Below are 17358 nucleotides of genomic sequence, written 5' to 3'. Positions count from 1 at the left end.
ACACGCAAGAAATCGCTGTCATACCAATTTATTATGAAGCTGCATAGAATTCGATCCCCCCTAGCCCACGCCAGTCGCTCCACTTGGGGAGACCCCAAGACCGCGCTGGCTCCCCTTTTTGAGGGCAGGGCTGTTTCATCCCACAAGGGATAAGAGTTTGTCAATATCATGAGAAATCAATCTTTGGGCATGGGTGATGGAAGAATAACCATTTCGGCGGAGGATGTTGAGAGCGATCGTTCGCATCACTGACAGATTCCCAGGAGCATTACCCATACGTATGGTCGAATGGTCTTCATCAAAAATGACATCTTTAAACGGCAGTCGCCTCAAGTCGGGAAACCCGCCCACAGCGCTGCCTCCCCAATGAAGACGGTTCTCAATTCCCCAATGTCCGCGAATCCCCTTGGCAAAATCACTTGCTGAACAGACTTTGCTGCTTATGTAGTAAGCAACTTGGTGATATGGTTTGCCCCCACGAGAACCGATTCGTTCAACCTTAATTAAGGATTCCAACCCAGCCCATTCTGGACTGATGCCATTTAAATCATGAAAAACTTCTATAGTACGTCTTGTCACTCGGTTGCGAGTTTTTTCGGCTGTGATGTACCGACTTTTTGGCGCTTGATTGTGCGTATTATGTCGAATTTGGTGATACAAGTTCTTTTGATTTGCCTTGACTGCGATCGCATAGTCATTGCCACCATCAATAATTAGCTGGCAAGTTTTTTTTGACAATGTAGAGCATCTAAACTGAAAACAACACCCTCAATATCTAATAGGGTAATTAAATTTTCTACTGTGCTAATTTCACTACCTTGCTTGTTCTCCAATTTGCTCATACTTAAGACTAGCCCTCTTCTTTCAGTAAATACGGATACAATACTTACAAAGTTTTGGTACTCGCTTTTATAGTCTTGTACAGTTCCTTTAATACTTTTACCATCAATTCCAAACCACTCAGATGTATCCACTTGAACGTAATTCTGCGCCCACTGATTGAAGATTTGGGCCAGATTATCAAAGTCTACTCCTATTAATATTCGCCGGATCGTCGAGTAAGAAGGCACACCATGTTTTTGAATTCCGAATTGATCAATCAATACACGACGATGGCGTTTGACAAAGTCCCCCCATGCACGATAGCCTACGTACCCGCTCATTGTTCCCATAATCACAAACAGCAATACCATCCACAGTTGATGTCTTTGCCCATCTTTGACTCGAAAATCTTTTACTTGCCGTAGTTGTTCAATCAGAGAAGCACCCATTATTTTCATCCCCTCGACGCTTGCCATTTTACATCTTTTAGGGAATGAAACAGCCCTGCTTAATAAGGGGGGAACTGGAAAAACATCTATCAAAGTCCCCCAATTTATCGGGGGATTTAGGGGGATCAAGATACGTGCAACTTCACATTAAATTGGTATCAAGGCCAAACGACTGATTATTGTCTTGACGGCGATTCATCGCGCCTCTTGCCTTAACCGAACAGTATTGCGCCCCTAAAATCTCCAAATAATTGAGGATAATTTATTTTTTGCAAGTCACTAACGCATATTTAATTCCACCAGAGTCTAATCATTCGTGAATAATCAGATACCTGACTCCTTTATAAAGTCGATAATTTTGTTTCTAATAAATGATTTAAGATGGCTAGATATAGATTATTTTTATGTAGTAGATTTAATAGCTAGTGAATTTTATCCGTGTTTGTACTCTATCATAACTTTACGGATGCTCTTAGAATCAACCTAAATTTATTTCCGTAAGGAGTCAGATATGAAGACTTATGACATATCTTTCATAAAGACAAATGGACTCACGACTTTGTTAGGATTTCTCTCTGTTATATTTATTTTATCATTAACTCTAATTTTTTCATTTTTAGAAAATATTCAAGGACTTTCAACTCAAGAAAAAATTGAATATATTACCCAAGTATTAACAACTATTGCCATAATTATTGGCGGGTTAGCATTAATAATTAATGTTTATTATACTTCTAAACTCTCTCTGGATGAAAATCATAGCCTGTTAACACAACTCGTGGCTGGAACACTAGCTTGGGATAACAACATTGGAAATAGAATCAATCACACACAATTAGCTCCCCAAGAAATTGTTCCCGAACGCTTTTCTAAAGCAATCGAACAACTAGGAAATGAAAAAATTGAAACGCGATTTGCTGCCATTTATGCTTTAGAGAGAATTGCCCAGGATTCTCCAAAAGATCATTGGACAATCATGGAAATCCTTGCCGCTTTTATTCGCGAGAATTCCCCAGTAAATCGGGAATATGAGGACGAGTCACTGCAATCATCAAAACTTCCTACAGATATTCAAACAGCCTTAACTGTCATTGGACGACGCGATTCATCTAAAGATCCAATTAATCAAAAACTAGATTTACGCAATACAGACCTCAGTAATGCAGACTTAACGGAAGCTAACCTCTCTAGAGCCATCCTTGTCGGAGCTAACTTGCAATGGGTCAATTTTACACGAGTAAACCTTTCGGAAGCAGACTTATCATTAACCTGTCTTTGTGGATCAATCCTTTATGAAGCCAAGCTGCAAAAAACAATCCTTCCAGAGGCCAATCTTCAAGGCGTAGTCCTCAGAAAAGCAAACCTTTCCCAAGCAATCCTTTATGATGCCAACTTGGAAGGAGCAGTTCTTTGTGATGCCAACTTGGCAGGAGCAGTTCTTTGTGATGCCAACTTAGAAGGAGCAATCCTTTGTGATGCCAATTTGGAAGAAGTCAACTTTGAGGGTAGCAATCTCCAAGATGCAAACTTGATTGGCAGTAATTTACAAAAGGCAAAACTTGCTGGAGCTAATCTAGAAGGTGCATTGCTGAGTACAGCTAACCTCCAAGAAGCTAATTTCCAAGAAACTAACCTCTGTAGAGCGAACTTGAGCGGCTCAGAAAACATAGAATTATCGCAAATTGAACAAGCAATTGGCGATCGCACAACCATCCTACCGGAAAATCTGAAAATACCCCAACATTGGCGGTAACAAAAAGCGGAAGTTTCAGTATCTAAAAATCGATTAAACGAGTCAGGGCGTATGGCAACAAGAAATCGTCTATGTGGTTTCACCAATGCCAATCTACCAACTCATCTGCTAGAGATGTCTATTGATTTACTGTTATATAAGAAATGCTTGCCAGAGTCTGGAGTGCATCAATTGTGGGCATCGATGCCGTCAAAGTAGGCGTGGAAGTCGATGTATCAGGAGGATTGCCGGGAATTGTTGTCTTGGGATTGCCAGATTCAGCGATTCAGGAGTCAAGAGAAAGAGTCAAAGCAACTTTGAAAAATGCTGGCTTTGCCTTTCCGATGCGAAAAATAGTAATTAATTTAACTCCGGCAGATTTACGCAAAGAAGGCCCCTGTTTCGATTTGCCGATTAGTGTAGGAATTTTGGCGGCTTCTGAGCAAGTTAGCCCTGATTTGTTAGGAGATTATCTATTTTTGGGTGAAGTCTCTCTGGATGGTAGTTTGCGTCCGGTGGCTGGTGTGTTACCCATCGCCGCCGCCGCCCAAAAGATGGGAATTGCAGGTTTAGTTCTCCCTGCTGATAATGCCCAAGAAGCGGTAGTGGTTGAAGATTTAGCTGTTTATGGCTGCAAACATCTGTCTGAGGTGGTGGATTTTTTAAATAATCCGGGGCGTTACAAACCTGTGCAGATAGATACTACAACAGAGATAACAACAGTATCTTACCCTGGCGCAGATTTGCATGATGTAAAAGGACAAGCTCATGCGCGTCGTGCTTTAGAAATTGCTGCGGCTGGTGGACATAATCTGATTTTTGTCGGCCCGCCTGGTAGTGGGAAAACTATGTTAGCAAGACGCTTACCAGGAATTTTACCGCCCCTGAGTTTTGCCGAATCTTTGGAAGTGACTCGGATTCATTCGGTGGCTGGTTTATTAAAAAATCGTGGTTCATTGGTACGCGATCGCCCTTTTCGCAGTCCCCACCACTCGGCATCCGGGCCTTCTCTTGTAGGTGGTGGTAGCTTCCCTCGTCCTGGAGAAATTTCATTGTCTCACAGAGGTGTACTTTTTCTGGATGAGTTGACAGAATTTAAACGTGATGTGCTGGAATTTCTGCGTCAACCTCTAGAAGATGGCTATGTGACAATTTCCCGCACCAAATTATCGGTAATGTTTCCTGCACAGTTTACTTTGGTGGCGAGTACTAATCCTTGTCCTTGCGGTTACTATGGCGATACCATCCAACAATGTACTTGTTCTCCCCGCCAACGCGAGCAATATTGGGCAAAGCTTTCTGGGCCGTTGATGGATCGAATTGATTTACAAGTTGCAGTAAATCGCTTAAAACCAGAAGAAATTACCCAACAACCTACCGGAGAAGCATCAACATCAGTACGCGAACGGGTGCAACAAGCAAGCGATCGCGCCATAACCCGTTTCCAAGGAGAAGCCAATCTGCGTTGCAATGCCCATCTGCAAAGTCGCCATCTCCAGAAATGGTGCAAGTTGGATGATGCTAGTCGCAATTTATTAGAAGTAGCAATTAGAAAATTAGGTTTATCAGCAAGAGCAAGCGATCGCATTCTCAAAGTAGCACGGACTATTGCCGATTTAGCAGGAGAAGATCAGCTAAAAACCAATCACATAGCGGAAGCAATTCAATATCGCACAATCGATAGAATGCAATGAAAGGGGATAGGGGATAGGGAATAGGGAATAGGCAACAGGGAATAGGGAATATGGGAAAACTCAAGGAGAATATGCTGACGACAACTTAAGAGGATTGATAAAGATACCCGCGCCGCACCACATCTACAGAGGCTTTTTCCGCTTCTGTAATTTCAGACAATCCTTCATACCACTCTGGGAAAAATTGCTCGTCTTCAACACGGACAAAACCGAATCGATTTTCTGCATCCTCAAGAGTGGTAATCGCTTCTGTAATTGCTGCTGTCTGAGTCATTGCTTCTAGGTAAAAATTGTCAACATTAGTGCATTTTTATTATTGTTAATTGGCGCCGCAGCTACGCCCGTCGTAGACATCGCATTGTCATCTCACTATAAAATTCTAAATTCCTCCCCAAAGATGTTGCACAAACTCCCTTGGGGGGATGTCTTTACTGATGAAATCATGTATCCAATATATCAGGGACTAAGCAACATTCCCCACAAGGAGACTGATTGGATGAATTTGCAGGCAATTTGGAAGTTATTACAAGAGACATTCAAAGAATGGAGTGAGGATAAAGCCTCACGGTTAGCGGCGGCGTTAGCTTATTACACGATTTTTTCCATTGCACCATTGCTAATTATTGTAATTGCGATCGCAGGGGCAGTATTTGGAGAAGAAGCGGCAAGAGGTCAAATCGTTGGACAAATTCAAGGTTTAGTTGGTAGAGATGGAGCAGAATTTATTCAAACGGCGATCACAAATGCTAACAAACCACAGACAGGAGCGATCGCTTCGATCATTAGTATCATAGTTCTCCTAGTGGGTGCTACTGGCTTATTTACCGAGTTACAAGATTCTCTCAATACGATTTGGGAAGTGAAACCAAAACCCGGACGCGGCGTAACTAACATCATTCGTCTACGCATTTTGTCCTTTGCAATGGTGATAGGTATTGGCTTTTTACTTTTAGTTTCTCTGGTAATTAGTACGGCATTAGCAGCATTAGTAACATACTTTAGTAATTTGCTACCAGGTGTAGATTTCCTCTGGCAAATTATTAATTTTATTCTCTCTTTTGCCATCACTACATTCCTGTTCGGACTTATTTTTAAAGTCCTACCAGATGTCAAAATTGGTTGGAGTGATGTTTTAATTGGAGCGATGCTTACCTCCTTTTTATTCTCGATCGGGAGATTTTTGTTAGGACAATATTTAGGTAATGGTAGTTTTGGTTCAGCTTATGGTGCAGCTGGTTCACTGGTGGTAATTTTAGCTTGGGTTAACTATGCCGCGCAGATTCTTTTCTTCGGTGCGGAGTTTACCCAAGTTTATGCCAGAAGGTACGGAAGCGGCATTACCCCAAGTAAACATGCCATCCCACTATCTGATAACACGGAATCTAATGGCAAAGTTCAGACGAGACAATCGTCCACTAATAAAAAGCCTTCTTCTAACTTGATGAATCGCTTGTTCCAGTCTTTCAAGAAGCCCAAGCGCTTAAAACAGAGAAGGAAAAATCAGCGATTTTAATTCCTGATTGTGAGGAATTTCTGTTTGTAAATCTGATATAGCAATCCGATTTGATTTCTAAATTTATTTGTGTAGGAGGCAAGAGGCAAGAGGGAAGAAGGCTCCTTGAGTTGTACTGAATTTTTTCAGAAATCAAATATGAGTCCTATAGATGTTGACGTATTTAACCTCTACTAAAAATCAGTCTGATGAAATAAGACTACAGATAAATAAGTTTATACTGGATTTCTTTCCAGAACTATATTAAAAAAGGAAGAAAATCAGTGCTAATGGAAAAATTGTTTTTTATCAATTGGCAGGCAATTTTTGTTCCTAGCATCAGCATCTTTGAGTTGATTATCCGTGGTTCGTTGGTTTATTTAGCGCTGTTCTCAGTGTTACGCTTGCTTCCTAGCCGACAATTAGGAACACTAGGAATTACTGATTTACTCGTAGTTGTGCTATTTGCGGAAGCTGCTCAAAATGCTATGGCAAGCAATTACACATCGATTACTGAAGGCGCGATCTTAGTTGGAACAGTGATTTTTTGGAGTTACTTGCTGAACTGGTTGGGTTACAAACTTCCCCAGTTCCAACGTTTCCTGAATCCGCCACCTCTGCTACTGATAAAAAACGGTCGGATGATTGAACGTCATCTGCAACGAGAGTTAATTACAGATGATGAATTGATGAGCAAATTACGTCAACAAGGTGTAGAATTCTTAGCTGATGTAAAATTCGCGTATATGGAAGCTGATGGTAGGATTAGTATCATCACGTCGGATTCAAAAACTACTTCCGTCCCTGAGCAAAAAGTAGCGTTAAAAAGCGATCTACATTAATTAAACTGTAAAATATGACGGTTGTATTCTGTGCCGAACTGTGATTGAGCGTTATACTTTGCCCGAAATGGCTAATCTATGGAGTGAAGCCTATAAACTAAAAACTTGGCTGCAAGTCGAAATTGCTGTTTGTGAAGCTCAAGCTGAACTTGGTTACATTCCATCTGAGGCTGTGGAGGAAATTAAAGCCAAAGCAGATTTTGATCCAAAGCGGGTGCTGGAAATTGAGGCTGTAGTCCGCCATGATGTCATTGCTTTCTTGACAAATGTCAATGAATATGTTGGGGATGCCGGACGCTACATTCACCTGGGTTTAACTAGTTCGGATGTTTTGGATACAGCTTTAGCATTGCAATTAGTTGCCAGTTTGGATATATTGTTGCAGCGTTTGGAAGATTTGATTCAGGTAATTCGCCAAAAAGCAGGGGAACATCGTCATACAGTGATGGCTGGCCGATCGCATGGTATTCATGCTGAACCGATTACTTTTGGTTTTAAGCTAGCTGGTTGGTTAGCAGAAGTGTTGCGACACCAAGAACGCCTGAGAATACTCCGCCAAACGATCGCCGTCGGTAAGATTTCCGGTGCGGTGGGAACTTATGCTAATGTGGAACCGCGTGTAGAAGCGATCGCTTGCCAAAAACTCGGACTCCAACCCGATACGGCCTCAACACAAGTTATTTCCCGCGATCGCCACGCCGATTACGTGCAACAATTAGCTTTGGTAGCGGCATCCATCGAACGCTTTGCTGTAGAAATTCGCAATCTGCAAAAAACAGACGTTTTGGAAGTTGAAGAATTCTTCTCCAAAGGTCAAAAAGGCTCTTCAGCAATGCCACACAAGCGCAACCCCATCCGTTCGGAACGACTGACGGGAATGGCACGACTCGTCAGAAGTCATGCTGGTGCAGCTTTAGAAGACGTTGCTTTATGGCATGAACGGGACATTTCCCACAGTTCTGTAGAACGGGTAATTTTGCCAGATGCTTGTACTTTGACTCACTTTATGTTGATAGAAATAACCGACTTGGTGAAAAACCTATTGGTTTATCCTGAGAACATGAAACGGAATCTCAATTGTTACGGCGGCGTTGTGTTCAGCCAAAAAGTGCTGCTGGCTTTGATAGACAAGGGAAGTAGCCGAGAAGAAGCTTATGCGATCGTCCAAGAAAACGCTCACACTGCCTGGAACAAGCCAGCAGGCAACTTCCAGGAGTTAATTAGCAAAGACCCGCGTGTTACCCAAAAGTTGTCTCCAGCAGAACTAGAGGTTTGTTTCGACCCCCAGCAACATCTGCGGCATTTAGAAGAAGTTTACCAACGATTAGGAATTTAAGATTAATTTGCCTGTAGTGAGCGCTTAAGCGCTTACTACTAACCTGTTACCCCCAAAAACACGCAGATATTCTTAAAAAAAGATATATAAAGATACCAATAACATTTAGTATTACATTGCTGAAGAGTGTCTCTTTAATGCTGGAATTATTTTCTGCACTGGGTAGTATATACAACAAATACTTATTTATTAGTATTACGAGTGCTTTGATGATTGAAATCCTAGCCACACTTTCTGCCTCTGCGGCAGCAGGAATGAGAATAGGCATACCTTTGCTGATTATTGGACTATTGCAGGGTAGTAACTTGTGGTCACAAGTTCCAATTTTATCTCACATTTCTCCACCGATATTATTAGGTTGCCTCACCAGTTGGTCATTAATTGAATTATTAGCCTCAAAAAAGCTATGGGGGCAAAGATTGCTCCAAGTGGTTCAGTTATTCATGTCTCCCCTTGTGGGTGCAATTATGGGGTTAGCAGTAGCCACTGCAACAGCAACACCTAACTGGCTGATTGCCATAATTGGAGGTTTATTAGCTTTGGTACTCCAGCTAGTGCAAATCGGTTGGTTCTATCGGTTACGTGGCTTACCGTTGTGGGCAGTCTTTCTTCAAGATACCTTGTGCGTTGCTCTAGTACTATTTGCCTTTGATGCTCCCTGGCAAGGAGGATTAATTGCTTTAATACTCCTGTGGTTTGCGGTTCGTAGTGCGAAGCAGTGGTATGACTGGTATCACAAGGGAGTGGGGCGTAGGGCATAGGGATGAGGGAGCAGGGGAAGCAGGGGAAGCAGGGGAAAAGGTTAAAGGTTAAAAGTTAAAGGGAAAAGCAATAAATTTAATATTTTTCCCTTTCCCTTTCCCTATACCCTGTTTGCCCCATGCCCCATACCCAATTCCCTTTACTGCAAAATCCCAATCATGTGCAAGAAACCGCGACCGGTAATTAGCTCTATGATTAAGGCAATAAAACCTAGCATCGCAATCCGACCATTCCATACTTCAGCACTAGTCGTTAGGCCCCATTCCCAACGCTCTTGAGGATACATCTTTACCATTTTTTTCATTTGGGCAGCTTGTGAAAGCTTAAAACTGGGGTTTTTCAGGGCATCAATCACTAATTCGGCTAGTGCATTAATAAATACTGGATGGGTATTGGGAGCAGGTACGCGGCGGAAGTTGTGAATTCCAGATTCTTCGGCTACTTCTCGATACTCAATATCAATTTCTTGTAGTGTCTCAATATGCTCTGAGACAAAACTGATTGGCACGACAACCAAATTTTTTACCCCTTGTGCGCCTAGTTCTTTGAGGGCATCTTCAGTATAGGGTTGGAGCCATTCTACTGGGCCGACACGACTTTGATAAGCTAAGGTGTGGGCATTGGGGCGATTGAGAGTCTGCATAATCAGGGCAGTACATTCTTCAATTTCCTGCTGGTAAGGGTCGCCTGCTTCTTCAACATAGCTTTTCGGAACGCCGTGAGCGCTGAAGAATATATGAACTTCATCCGGGTTGGGAAACTGCTCAAGTTCTTGGGCTATGAGTTGCGCCATTGCTTGTAGATAGCCTGGTTGTTTGTACCAAGAAGGAATGACGGTGTAATCAATAGGTTGAAGTTTTGGATCTTCTTGCCAAAGCTTTTCTAAAAGCCGGAAGCTGGAACCACTCGTACTGATAGAAAACTGGGGATATAGTGGTAATATTACTAGGTGTTCTACATTATCTTGGGTGATCTGTGCGATCGCCTCTTCTGTATAGGGATGCCAATAACGCATTCCCACGTAAATATTAACTTCTTGCCCCAAAGAACTTAACTGTTCTTTTAGAGCTTCCCCTTGGGCTTCTGTAATCCGCCGCAACGGGGAACCACCACCGATTTGCTTATAATTTTCTTGAGATGTTCTGGTTCGCCGCGTGGCAATAAACCAGGCTAGGGGCTTTTGCAACCAGTGAAATGGTAGGCGAATAATTTCCGGATCGGAAAATAGGTTGTACAAAAACGGCCCGACATCCTCTAGCTTATCAGGGCCACCGAGATTGAGTAATAAGACGCCTACACGACCCATAGCAGTTACTTTCCCCCAATCTTTTCAGGTTTTTTACTAATGTTAACAATATATCTTTATTAAATATAAAGCTTAATAGCAAGGAAATATGCAATGGCAACAATTTTAAGAGATTGGAGTTACCGTTATCAGTGGTTTTATGATGGTATCTCTCGTTTAGCAGCCTTAAGTGTAGGTGGTGAAGCCCGTTTTCGGCAACTTGCTTTGCAAGGCTTAACAATTCACTCAGATACTCAGGTTTTAGATTTATGTTGCGGCAGTGGTCAAACGACACAATTTTTAGTAAAGTTTTCACAAAATGTAACAGGATTGGACGCTTCACCCAAGTCTTTGCAACGGGCGCGGGTAAATGTACCTGAAGCTTCATATACGGAAGCTTTTGCTCAGGAGATGCCATTTGCAGATAATCTGTTTGATGTGGTGCATACTAGCGTTGCATTACACGAGATGCAGCCTCAGCAATTACAAAAAATTATTAATGAAGTTTACCGGGTGCTAAAGCCAGGGGGGACATTTACGCTGGTAGATTTTCACGCTCCGACAAATCCGATATTTTGGCCTGGGATCTCGGTGTTTTTGTTGTTGTTTGAGACAGAAACAGCTTGGCAATTGCTGAAAACTGATTTATCTGAATTGTTAACTAAAACTGGGTTTGAAGTGAGTAAGTCAACTTTATATGCAGGTGGTAGTTTGCAAGTTATACAGGCGAAGAAATGAACAAAACTGTTTTATTAAAGGCAATAGGGAATAGGGAATAGGCAATAGGAAATAGGCAGTAGGCAATAGGAAATAGGGAATAGGCAATAGGCAATAGGCACTTTTGCAAAGAGAAAGAAGGCTTCTTAGTTCTACTGAGCTTTTTCACGCAATCAAATATGAGTCCTATATAGGTGATTGTTATATAGAAATTAGGATGATGACACCTCAGAGACTGCTTCTGCTAATTCCCAATGCTCAATGCTGCCCTAACACTCGTATGATCAAAATATCAGGAAAACATAACAGCCAGATTTTTACCGCAAAACATGGGCAGTATTTGGGAAATCGATTTTTACTCTCGTCCGATTTTGGACGCTAATCAAAAAAAAGTTTGGGAAGTCTTAATCTGCGAAAGTCCCTTGGATATTGGCACAAAAACAGATTCTTTGTTTCGTTATGCTCAATATTGTCCCAGTACCCAGGTAAATTCGGGCTGGTTGCGGACAGCATTGCAGGAGGCTATTAAACAAGCCGGAAAAGCACCAATTAAAATCCGCTTTTTCCGCCGTCAAATGAATAATATGATTACTAAAGCCTGCCAAGACTTGGGCATTCCCGCCCAGCCTAGTCGCCGTACTTTGGTTCTCAACCAATGGTTAGAACAGCGTATGGAAGAAGTATATCCTCAAGAAGCAGGGTATCAAGGGGGGACTAATCCTTCAGTCCGCTTAGAGAAACCTTTACCGCAACGTTTACCAGATGCTTTGGAAGGACAGCAATGGGTATTTGTTACTTTAGATGCTGCGGATTTGGCCGAAATGCCAGAGTGGGAAATTGGTTTTGGTGAAGCTTTCCCTTTAGAATTGGTGCAAGTGTCACCCGAAACTCGTATTCCTGGTATTTTAATTTTCTCACCGAGAGCATTACCCTTGGCAGGCTGGATGTCTGGATTGGAGTTGGCTTTCTTAAGATTTGATAACAGTGAAGAGGCGAGATTGCTTTTAGAAACTGGTGTAACTGAAAGCTGGATTGTGGCAAATATCAAAAAACCTCAAGTTTTAGCAGAAGCCAAAGGTTTTGAAGAAGCCAAGCAAAAAGCTAACGGCGTGCATTTTATCGGTGTACAGTCTGATCCTAAAGCCGAATCTTTTGCTGGTTTTTGGCTGTTACAAGAGGTTAATCTTTAAAAATGGGGCGTAGGGCATGGGGCACTTGTACTGAGTTTCGACTACACGGTAATCGAGCGAAGTCGAGATTCAACTACCGCGTAGTCGTTGGCGCACTTGTACTGAGCGACTTGTGCCGAGCGTTCGCGTAGCGTCTCGTAGAGAAGTCGAGGTAAGCCGAAGTAGCCTCTCGTAGAGAAGTATTGGACATTGGAAGAGAATGACTAATGACTAGATACGTCGAGATATGGCAATGATTTGGGATAATTAACTGCGTCTATCAGCGTTGATCTGTGGTTTCAAATCGCAACTATCGAAATATGCTGATGATTTTTGGATAGTTATCTGCGTTTATTAGCGAAAAGTCTCATGGCTGCGGTGGGCTGCGCCAACTCGGCTTTTGCCGACTCAGACTTTCAAGAGACAGCGTTGATATGCGGTTCAAAATCCACAATTCACTAAGGGTCATGGGTTCTGAAAATTTGTCACAAGATACACTAGCAGAACAGCTGCTGGAACTAGCTATAAAATCTGGAGCAGAAGCAGCTGAGGTGTATCAGTCGCGATCGCTTTCTCGTCCAGTGTTTTTTGAGGCAAACCGACTCAAACAGCTAGAAACCAACCAATCTGAAGGTACAGCACTAAGGCTTTGGCGAAATGGCCAACCAGGACTCACGGTGGCTTATGGTTCTGTCACAGCCGAAGTAATGGTGGAAAAAGCTTTAGCCCTGAGTCAACTTAATCAACCGGAACCAGTAGAGTTAGGCTCTAACTTTCAGCCCTCCTACTCAGATTTAGGGGAAAGTGTGCCCGTAGAGGTTTTGGTAGATTGGGGCAAAGAAGCGATCGCACTCATCCGTGATGTCTATCCCGATATTGTATGCAATGGTGACTGGGAATGTGATATTGAAACCACTAGACTAGTCAATACCAAAGGTTTAGATTGTCACTATACTGATACGACCCTCAGCTGCTATGTATCCGCAGAATGGGTACGTGGCGACGATTTTTTGAATGTTTCCGATGGCCAAACTCACAGGGGTGAACTCTACCCGGAGAAATTAGCTAATCAAATTTTACAACGGTTAATTTGGGCCAGAGAAAATATCTCACCTCCGACTGGTCGCATTCCCATTTTGTTTACTTCCAAAGCTGCCGATATGCTTTGGGGTACTGTGCAAGCAGCCTTAAATGGCAAGCGAGTCTTAGAAGTAGCTTCCCCTTGGGCAGAACATCTGGGTAAGGTAGTAGTTGCACCCAGCCTCACCCTCTACCAAGATCCGGAAGCTGGCCCTTACAGTTGTCCTTTCGATGACGAAGGCACTCCGACTCAATCTTTAGTATTTATCCAAAACGGGATTTTACAAAATTTCTATAGCGATCGCACCACCGGACGGCAACTCGGTACTAACACCACTGGAAATGGTTTTCGCCCTGGTTTAGGCAGTTATCCTACCCCTGGTTTATTTAACTTTCTTATCCAGCCAGGTTCGGCATCACTACCAGATTTGATTCAACAACTAGGTGATGGCTTGATTGTGGATCAAATGCTAGGTGGTGGCGGCAGTATTTCTGGTGATTTTTCGATCAACGTTGATTTAGGCTACCGTGTACAAAATGGTCACGTAATTGGGCGGGTTAAGGATACTATGGTTGCAGGTAATGTCTACACAGCCCTGAAGCAATTGGTAACACTTGGCAATGATGGTGATTGGAATGGTTCTTGTTATACTCCATCTCTGATATTAGAAGGGCTATCCACCACTGGGAGAAGTAATTAAACAGGCAGGGGGGCAGGGGGAGCAGGGGAGGCAGGGGAAGCAGGGAGCAGGGAGCATGGGAGAACAGTTTCCCCTCTACCCCCCGCATCCCGCCTCAATGCTCAATGCCCAATGATGGCAGTTGCTCCACTTGGGGAGACCCCTGCGTACCCGTCACTGCCTCCCCAATGCTCAATACTTCTCTACGAGAGGCTGCGCTAACGACTACACGGTAGTTGAATCTCGACTTCGCTCGATTACCGCGTAGCGATGCACTGAGCGTAGTCGTTGTGTCGAAACTCAGTACAAGTGCTCAATGCCCAATGCCCTAATCTTCAAAAATTATGTCTCTTCCAGTTCTGAATCAGCGCTTTCGTACCTGGTGGCAGCCAAGAAGAGGTTTAGCGATCGCCGAAGCTTGTGCGATCGGTTTGGTTGCTGCCCTGTCTGCGGTATTCCTAAAAGTGGGATCGGGATGGCTGGGGACATGGCGAGTCCATAGTACCCACATTTTCCCGGCATGGCTAGCACTACCGATAATTGGTCTTGTCCTGGGATTTGTGGCTGGCTGGTTGGTGGAAAGATTGGCCCCAGAGGCTTCTGGTAGCGGTATCCCGCAAGTTAAAGCAACTCTAGCCAATGTGCCTATGACATTATCTTGGCGAGTGGCAGGTGTGAAGTTACTTAGTGCCATCATCGCCATAGGTTCGGGTATGACTTTGGGGCGGCAAGGCCCGACTGTCCAAGTGGGGGCAAGTCTGGCAGCAGGGTTGAGTCGTTGGGTTCCCACTTCCCCAGACCATCGGCGGCAAATGATTGCGGCCGGTGCGGGTGCGGGTTTGGCAGCTGCTTTCAATGCGCCGATCGCAGGTGTATTATTTATCGTTGAAGAGTTACTCCAGGATTTATCAGGTTTGACTCTCGGAACTGCTATTATCGCCTCCTTTATTGGTGGGGTGATATCCAGACTCTTGGGTGGTGGCTCTCTCGACCTTAACCTGCAATTGGCAGAATCTTCCAGCCAATTCTCTATTCCCGAAATTCCCTTTTTCCTCTTATTGGGTATTTTGGCAGGGTTGTTGGGTGCATTGTTTGATCGCGGCTTAATATTTAGTATTAAATTTTATAGAAAATTACATGTCAGTTTATCGCTGCGGGTAGCTTTAGCTGGATTTATCTCTGGCTTTATTGTGGCAATGCTTCCGCCATCCTTCCGTGACAATACGGGATTACGAGAGTCCTTAATTACTGGAGGTTCCCATCCTACCGTAGCAGCGATCGCCTTTGCAGCACAATTTATTCTCACACTGATCGCATTTGGTTCAGGAGCGCCAGGGGGATTATTCGCTCCTAGTCTGATTTTAGGTTCTTGTTTAGGACACATTATCGGTGTATTTGAGTTATACGTCACGGGAGTGGGTTCTCCTGCTACTTACGCCCTAGCGGGTATGGGTGGATTTTTTAGCGCCGTTTCTAAAGTGCCAATCACAGCCATTGTGATTGTGTTTGAAATGACTACAGATTTCAATTTGGTGCTACCTTTGATGATTGTTTCTGTAGCAGCTTACCTGGTTGCGGATAAGGTAGTGCCTGGTTCGCTTTATGAGAAACTTTTGGAGTTAAAGGGCATCACTCTCACCAAAGAAGTTCCAATGGAAGGAGCATTAACCAAGTTAACTGCAAAAGATGTGATGCAAGAACGGGTGGAAACTTTGGATGCAGAGATGAGTTTGGAAGAAGCAATGCAATCCTTTGCTCGTTCTCATCATCGCGGTTTCCCTGTGGTAGAAGATAACAAGTTAGTCGGGATTGTGACGCAATCAGATTTGTTAAAAATACGCGAACGCAATTTAGCCAATGATATTTTCTTAAAAGAAATTATGACACCTGTGCCGATGACAGTTACACCAATCCACACTCTGAGCAATGTGCTGTATTTACTCGATCGCTATCAAATCAGTCGCTTACCAGTGGTGGATGGACGAAAACTGATCGGGATTATTACTCGTGCAGATATTATTCGGGCGGAAGCAGATCATCTCAATTGTGATAACCGGACTCCTAAACTGCGACCAGAACCTTCATACATAGTTTACCAAACGCGATCGCCCAGCACAGGTAATGGAAGATTATTAGTGCCCGTAGCAAATCCTGAAACAGCAGGTGTTTTATTACTTATGGCAGCAGCGATTGCCCGCGATCGCCATTATGAAATAGATTGCGTACAAGTGATGCTAATACCCCGCCACAGTTCCCCATCGGAAACACAGGTAAGAACGGCAAAAAGTCGTCGCTTGCTACGACAGGCAGAAGTCTTAGCAAAAAAATGGAAAATTCCCCTACACACACAGATTCGAGTTACCCACGACGTAGCTCAGGCAATTTTGGAGACAATCAAGGAACAACATATCGACCTAATTTTAATGGGATGGAAAGGCAGCACATCTACCCCAGGTAAGATTTTTGGAAACGTTGTCGACACTGTGATTCGTCAAGCTACCTGCGAAGTAGTCTTAGTCAAATTAGGCACAAATCAATCCCCAGTCCCCACTCCGCAATTCAACCGATGGCTAGTTCCAATGGCTGGTGGCCCCAATTCTCCATTAGCAATTAAATTGTTACCGGCTTTAATTACATTGGGAAACGATCCGAAAATTCGCCTGACACAGGTGTTTAAGCCATCTGAACTCAAGCCAGACATGTCAGTTTCAGAACAAGCCTTTCGCCATTTAATGCGTCGCTGTAAATTGTCCAGCACTGTAGTTGCTCTGCCAATCCAGGCTAATTCAGTTGCAGAAGGTGTGATTAACCTAGTGAAAACCGAAGGTTACGACGTTGTAGTTTTAGGTGCTTCGCGCGAGGGATTGTTGCAACAAGCGATTCAAGGTAATATTCCCGAAGCGATCGCCTCTGGTGTAGAAAGTACAGTTATTTTGGTTAGAGGTGCGATTAATAAATAAAGTTTAGATCAATTGGCAATACAACCCCATAAGTAGCTTATCTAAGTAATTTATTGCCTCATTTTTTGTTCGTCTGTTTTCTGCTTGTTTTGTTCGGCGATCGCCCGTTTTATTGACGATAAAATACACCGATTATCAGAGAAACAATTATTGGTATTAAAATTGGAATAGCAACTATAAGTCCCCACTTACCAAACTTAATTTCCTCACCTTCAGATTTTAAAAACGCAATCCAACCTACAACTCCCATCAAAACCCAAATAAATCCAAAGGCAAGAAATATAACAAATATTGAATCATCCATTTTCTATAACCTAAATGTATATAAAAAATTTCCT

Annotated in this window: 13 protein-coding genes and 1 pseudogene; 10 read left to right on the top strand and 4 right to left on the bottom strand. The window is 43.2% G+C overall.

Features of this window, described 5'->3' with window-relative positions:
- Nucleotides 1-135: 135 nt before the first annotated feature.
- Nucleotides 136-1271 (bottom strand): annotated as a pseudogene (locus RMX98_RS17260) (ISAs1 family transposase).
- Between the two features lie 511 nt (nucleotides 1272-1782).
- Here RMX98_RS17260 and RMX98_RS17255 point away from each other — a divergent pair.
- Both RMX98_RS17255 and RMX98_RS17250 read left to right on the top strand, forming a co-directional pair.
- Entirely contained in the window at nucleotides 1783-3024 is a 1242-nt protein-coding gene (locus tag RMX98_RS17255; RefSeq protein ID WP_322681027.1) for a pentapeptide repeat-containing protein, read from the top strand.
- Between the two features lie 143 nt (nucleotides 3025-3167).
- The gene (locus tag RMX98_RS17250; protein WP_322681028.1) at nucleotides 3168-4697 is read left to right on the top strand and encodes a YifB family Mg chelatase-like AAA ATPase; all 1530 of its coding nucleotides are present in this window, start codon (nucleotides 3168-3170) and stop codon (nucleotides 4695-4697) included.
- Between the two features lie 85 nt (nucleotides 4698-4782).
- On the opposite strand, the gene RMX98_RS17245 is transcribed toward RMX98_RS17250, so the two are convergent.
- Nucleotides 4783-4971 carry a hypothetical protein gene (locus tag RMX98_RS17245; protein ID WP_322681029.1) on the bottom strand — a complete coding sequence of 63 codons (189 nt, stop codon included), beginning with the start codon at nucleotides 4969-4971 and terminating at the stop codon, nucleotides 4783-4785.
- A gap of 222 nt (nucleotides 4972-5193) precedes the next feature.
- On the opposite strand from RMX98_RS17245, the gene RMX98_RS17240 reads away from it, so the two are divergent.
- The 4 genes from RMX98_RS17240 (at nucleotide 5194) to RMX98_RS17225 (ending at nucleotide 9128) form a co-directional block, all read left to right on the top strand.
- Complete coding sequence (locus RMX98_RS17240) at nucleotides 5194-6210, top strand: YihY/virulence factor BrkB family protein (RefSeq protein WP_322681030.1); 1017 nt, start codon at nucleotides 5194-5196, stop codon at nucleotides 6208-6210.
- Nucleotides 6211-6479: 269 nt separating this feature from the next.
- On the top strand, nucleotides 6480-7031 hold the full coding sequence (locus tag RMX98_RS17235) for a DUF421 domain-containing protein (protein WP_322681031.1): 552 nt from the start codon (nucleotides 6480-6482) through the stop codon (nucleotides 7029-7031).
- A 40-nt stretch (nucleotides 7032-7071) separates the two neighbouring features.
- Entirely contained in the window at nucleotides 7072-8367 is a 1296-nt protein-coding gene (gene purB, locus RMX98_RS17230) for an adenylosuccinate lyase (RefSeq protein WP_322681032.1), read from the top strand.
- Between the two features lie 209 nt (nucleotides 8368-8576).
- Complete coding sequence (locus tag RMX98_RS17225) at nucleotides 8577-9128, top strand: DUF4126 domain-containing protein (RefSeq protein WP_322681042.1); 552 nt, start codon at nucleotides 8577-8579, stop codon at nucleotides 9126-9128.
- A gap of 140 nt (nucleotides 9129-9268) precedes the next feature.
- Here RMX98_RS17225 and hemH read toward each other — a convergent pair whose 3' ends face one another.
- Nucleotides 9269-10435 carry a ferrochelatase gene (hemH, locus tag RMX98_RS17220; protein WP_322681033.1) on the bottom strand — a complete coding sequence of 389 codons (1167 nt, stop codon included), beginning with the start codon at nucleotides 10433-10435 and terminating at the stop codon, nucleotides 9269-9271.
- Between the two features lie 93 nt (nucleotides 10436-10528).
- Between hemH and RMX98_RS17215 the strand changes: the two genes are divergently transcribed.
- From RMX98_RS17215 to RMX98_RS17200, 4 genes are all read left to right on the top strand, one after another.
- Nucleotides 10529-11152 carry a class I SAM-dependent methyltransferase gene (locus tag RMX98_RS17215; RefSeq protein ID WP_322681034.1) on the top strand — a complete coding sequence of 208 codons (624 nt, stop codon included), beginning with the start codon at nucleotides 10529-10531 and terminating at the stop codon, nucleotides 11150-11152.
- A 308-nt stretch (nucleotides 11153-11460) separates the two neighbouring features.
- Nucleotides 11461-12321 carry a Tab2/Atab2 family RNA-binding protein gene (locus RMX98_RS17210; protein WP_322681035.1) on the top strand — a complete coding sequence of 287 codons (861 nt, stop codon included), beginning with the start codon at nucleotides 11461-11463 and terminating at the stop codon, nucleotides 12319-12321.
- Between the two features lie 446 nt (nucleotides 12322-12767).
- The gene (locus RMX98_RS17205) at nucleotides 12768-14081 is read left to right on the top strand and encodes a TldD/PmbA family protein (protein ID WP_322681037.1); all 1314 of its coding nucleotides are present in this window, start codon (nucleotides 12768-12770) and stop codon (nucleotides 14079-14081) included.
- 323 nt (nucleotides 14082-14404) lie between these two features.
- The gene (locus RMX98_RS17200) at nucleotides 14405-17020 is read left to right on the top strand and encodes a chloride channel protein (protein WP_322681038.1); all 2616 of its coding nucleotides are present in this window, start codon (nucleotides 14405-14407) and stop codon (nucleotides 17018-17020) included.
- A 109-nt stretch (nucleotides 17021-17129) separates the two neighbouring features.
- Here RMX98_RS17200 and RMX98_RS17195 read toward each other — a convergent pair whose 3' ends face one another.
- Complete coding sequence (locus RMX98_RS17195; protein ID WP_322681039.1) at nucleotides 17130-17324, bottom strand: hypothetical protein; 195 nt, start codon at nucleotides 17322-17324, stop codon at nucleotides 17130-17132.
- Nucleotides 17325-17358: the final 34 nt, after the last annotated feature.

Source organism: Nostoc sp. DedQUE02, assembly GCF_034531035.1.
Taxonomy (GTDB): Bacteria; Cyanobacteriota; Cyanobacteriia; order Cyanobacteriales; family Nostocaceae; genus Nostoc.
Note: the sequence above shows the minus strand (reverse complement) of the source record. Positions and strands in the feature narration are given on the sequence as shown.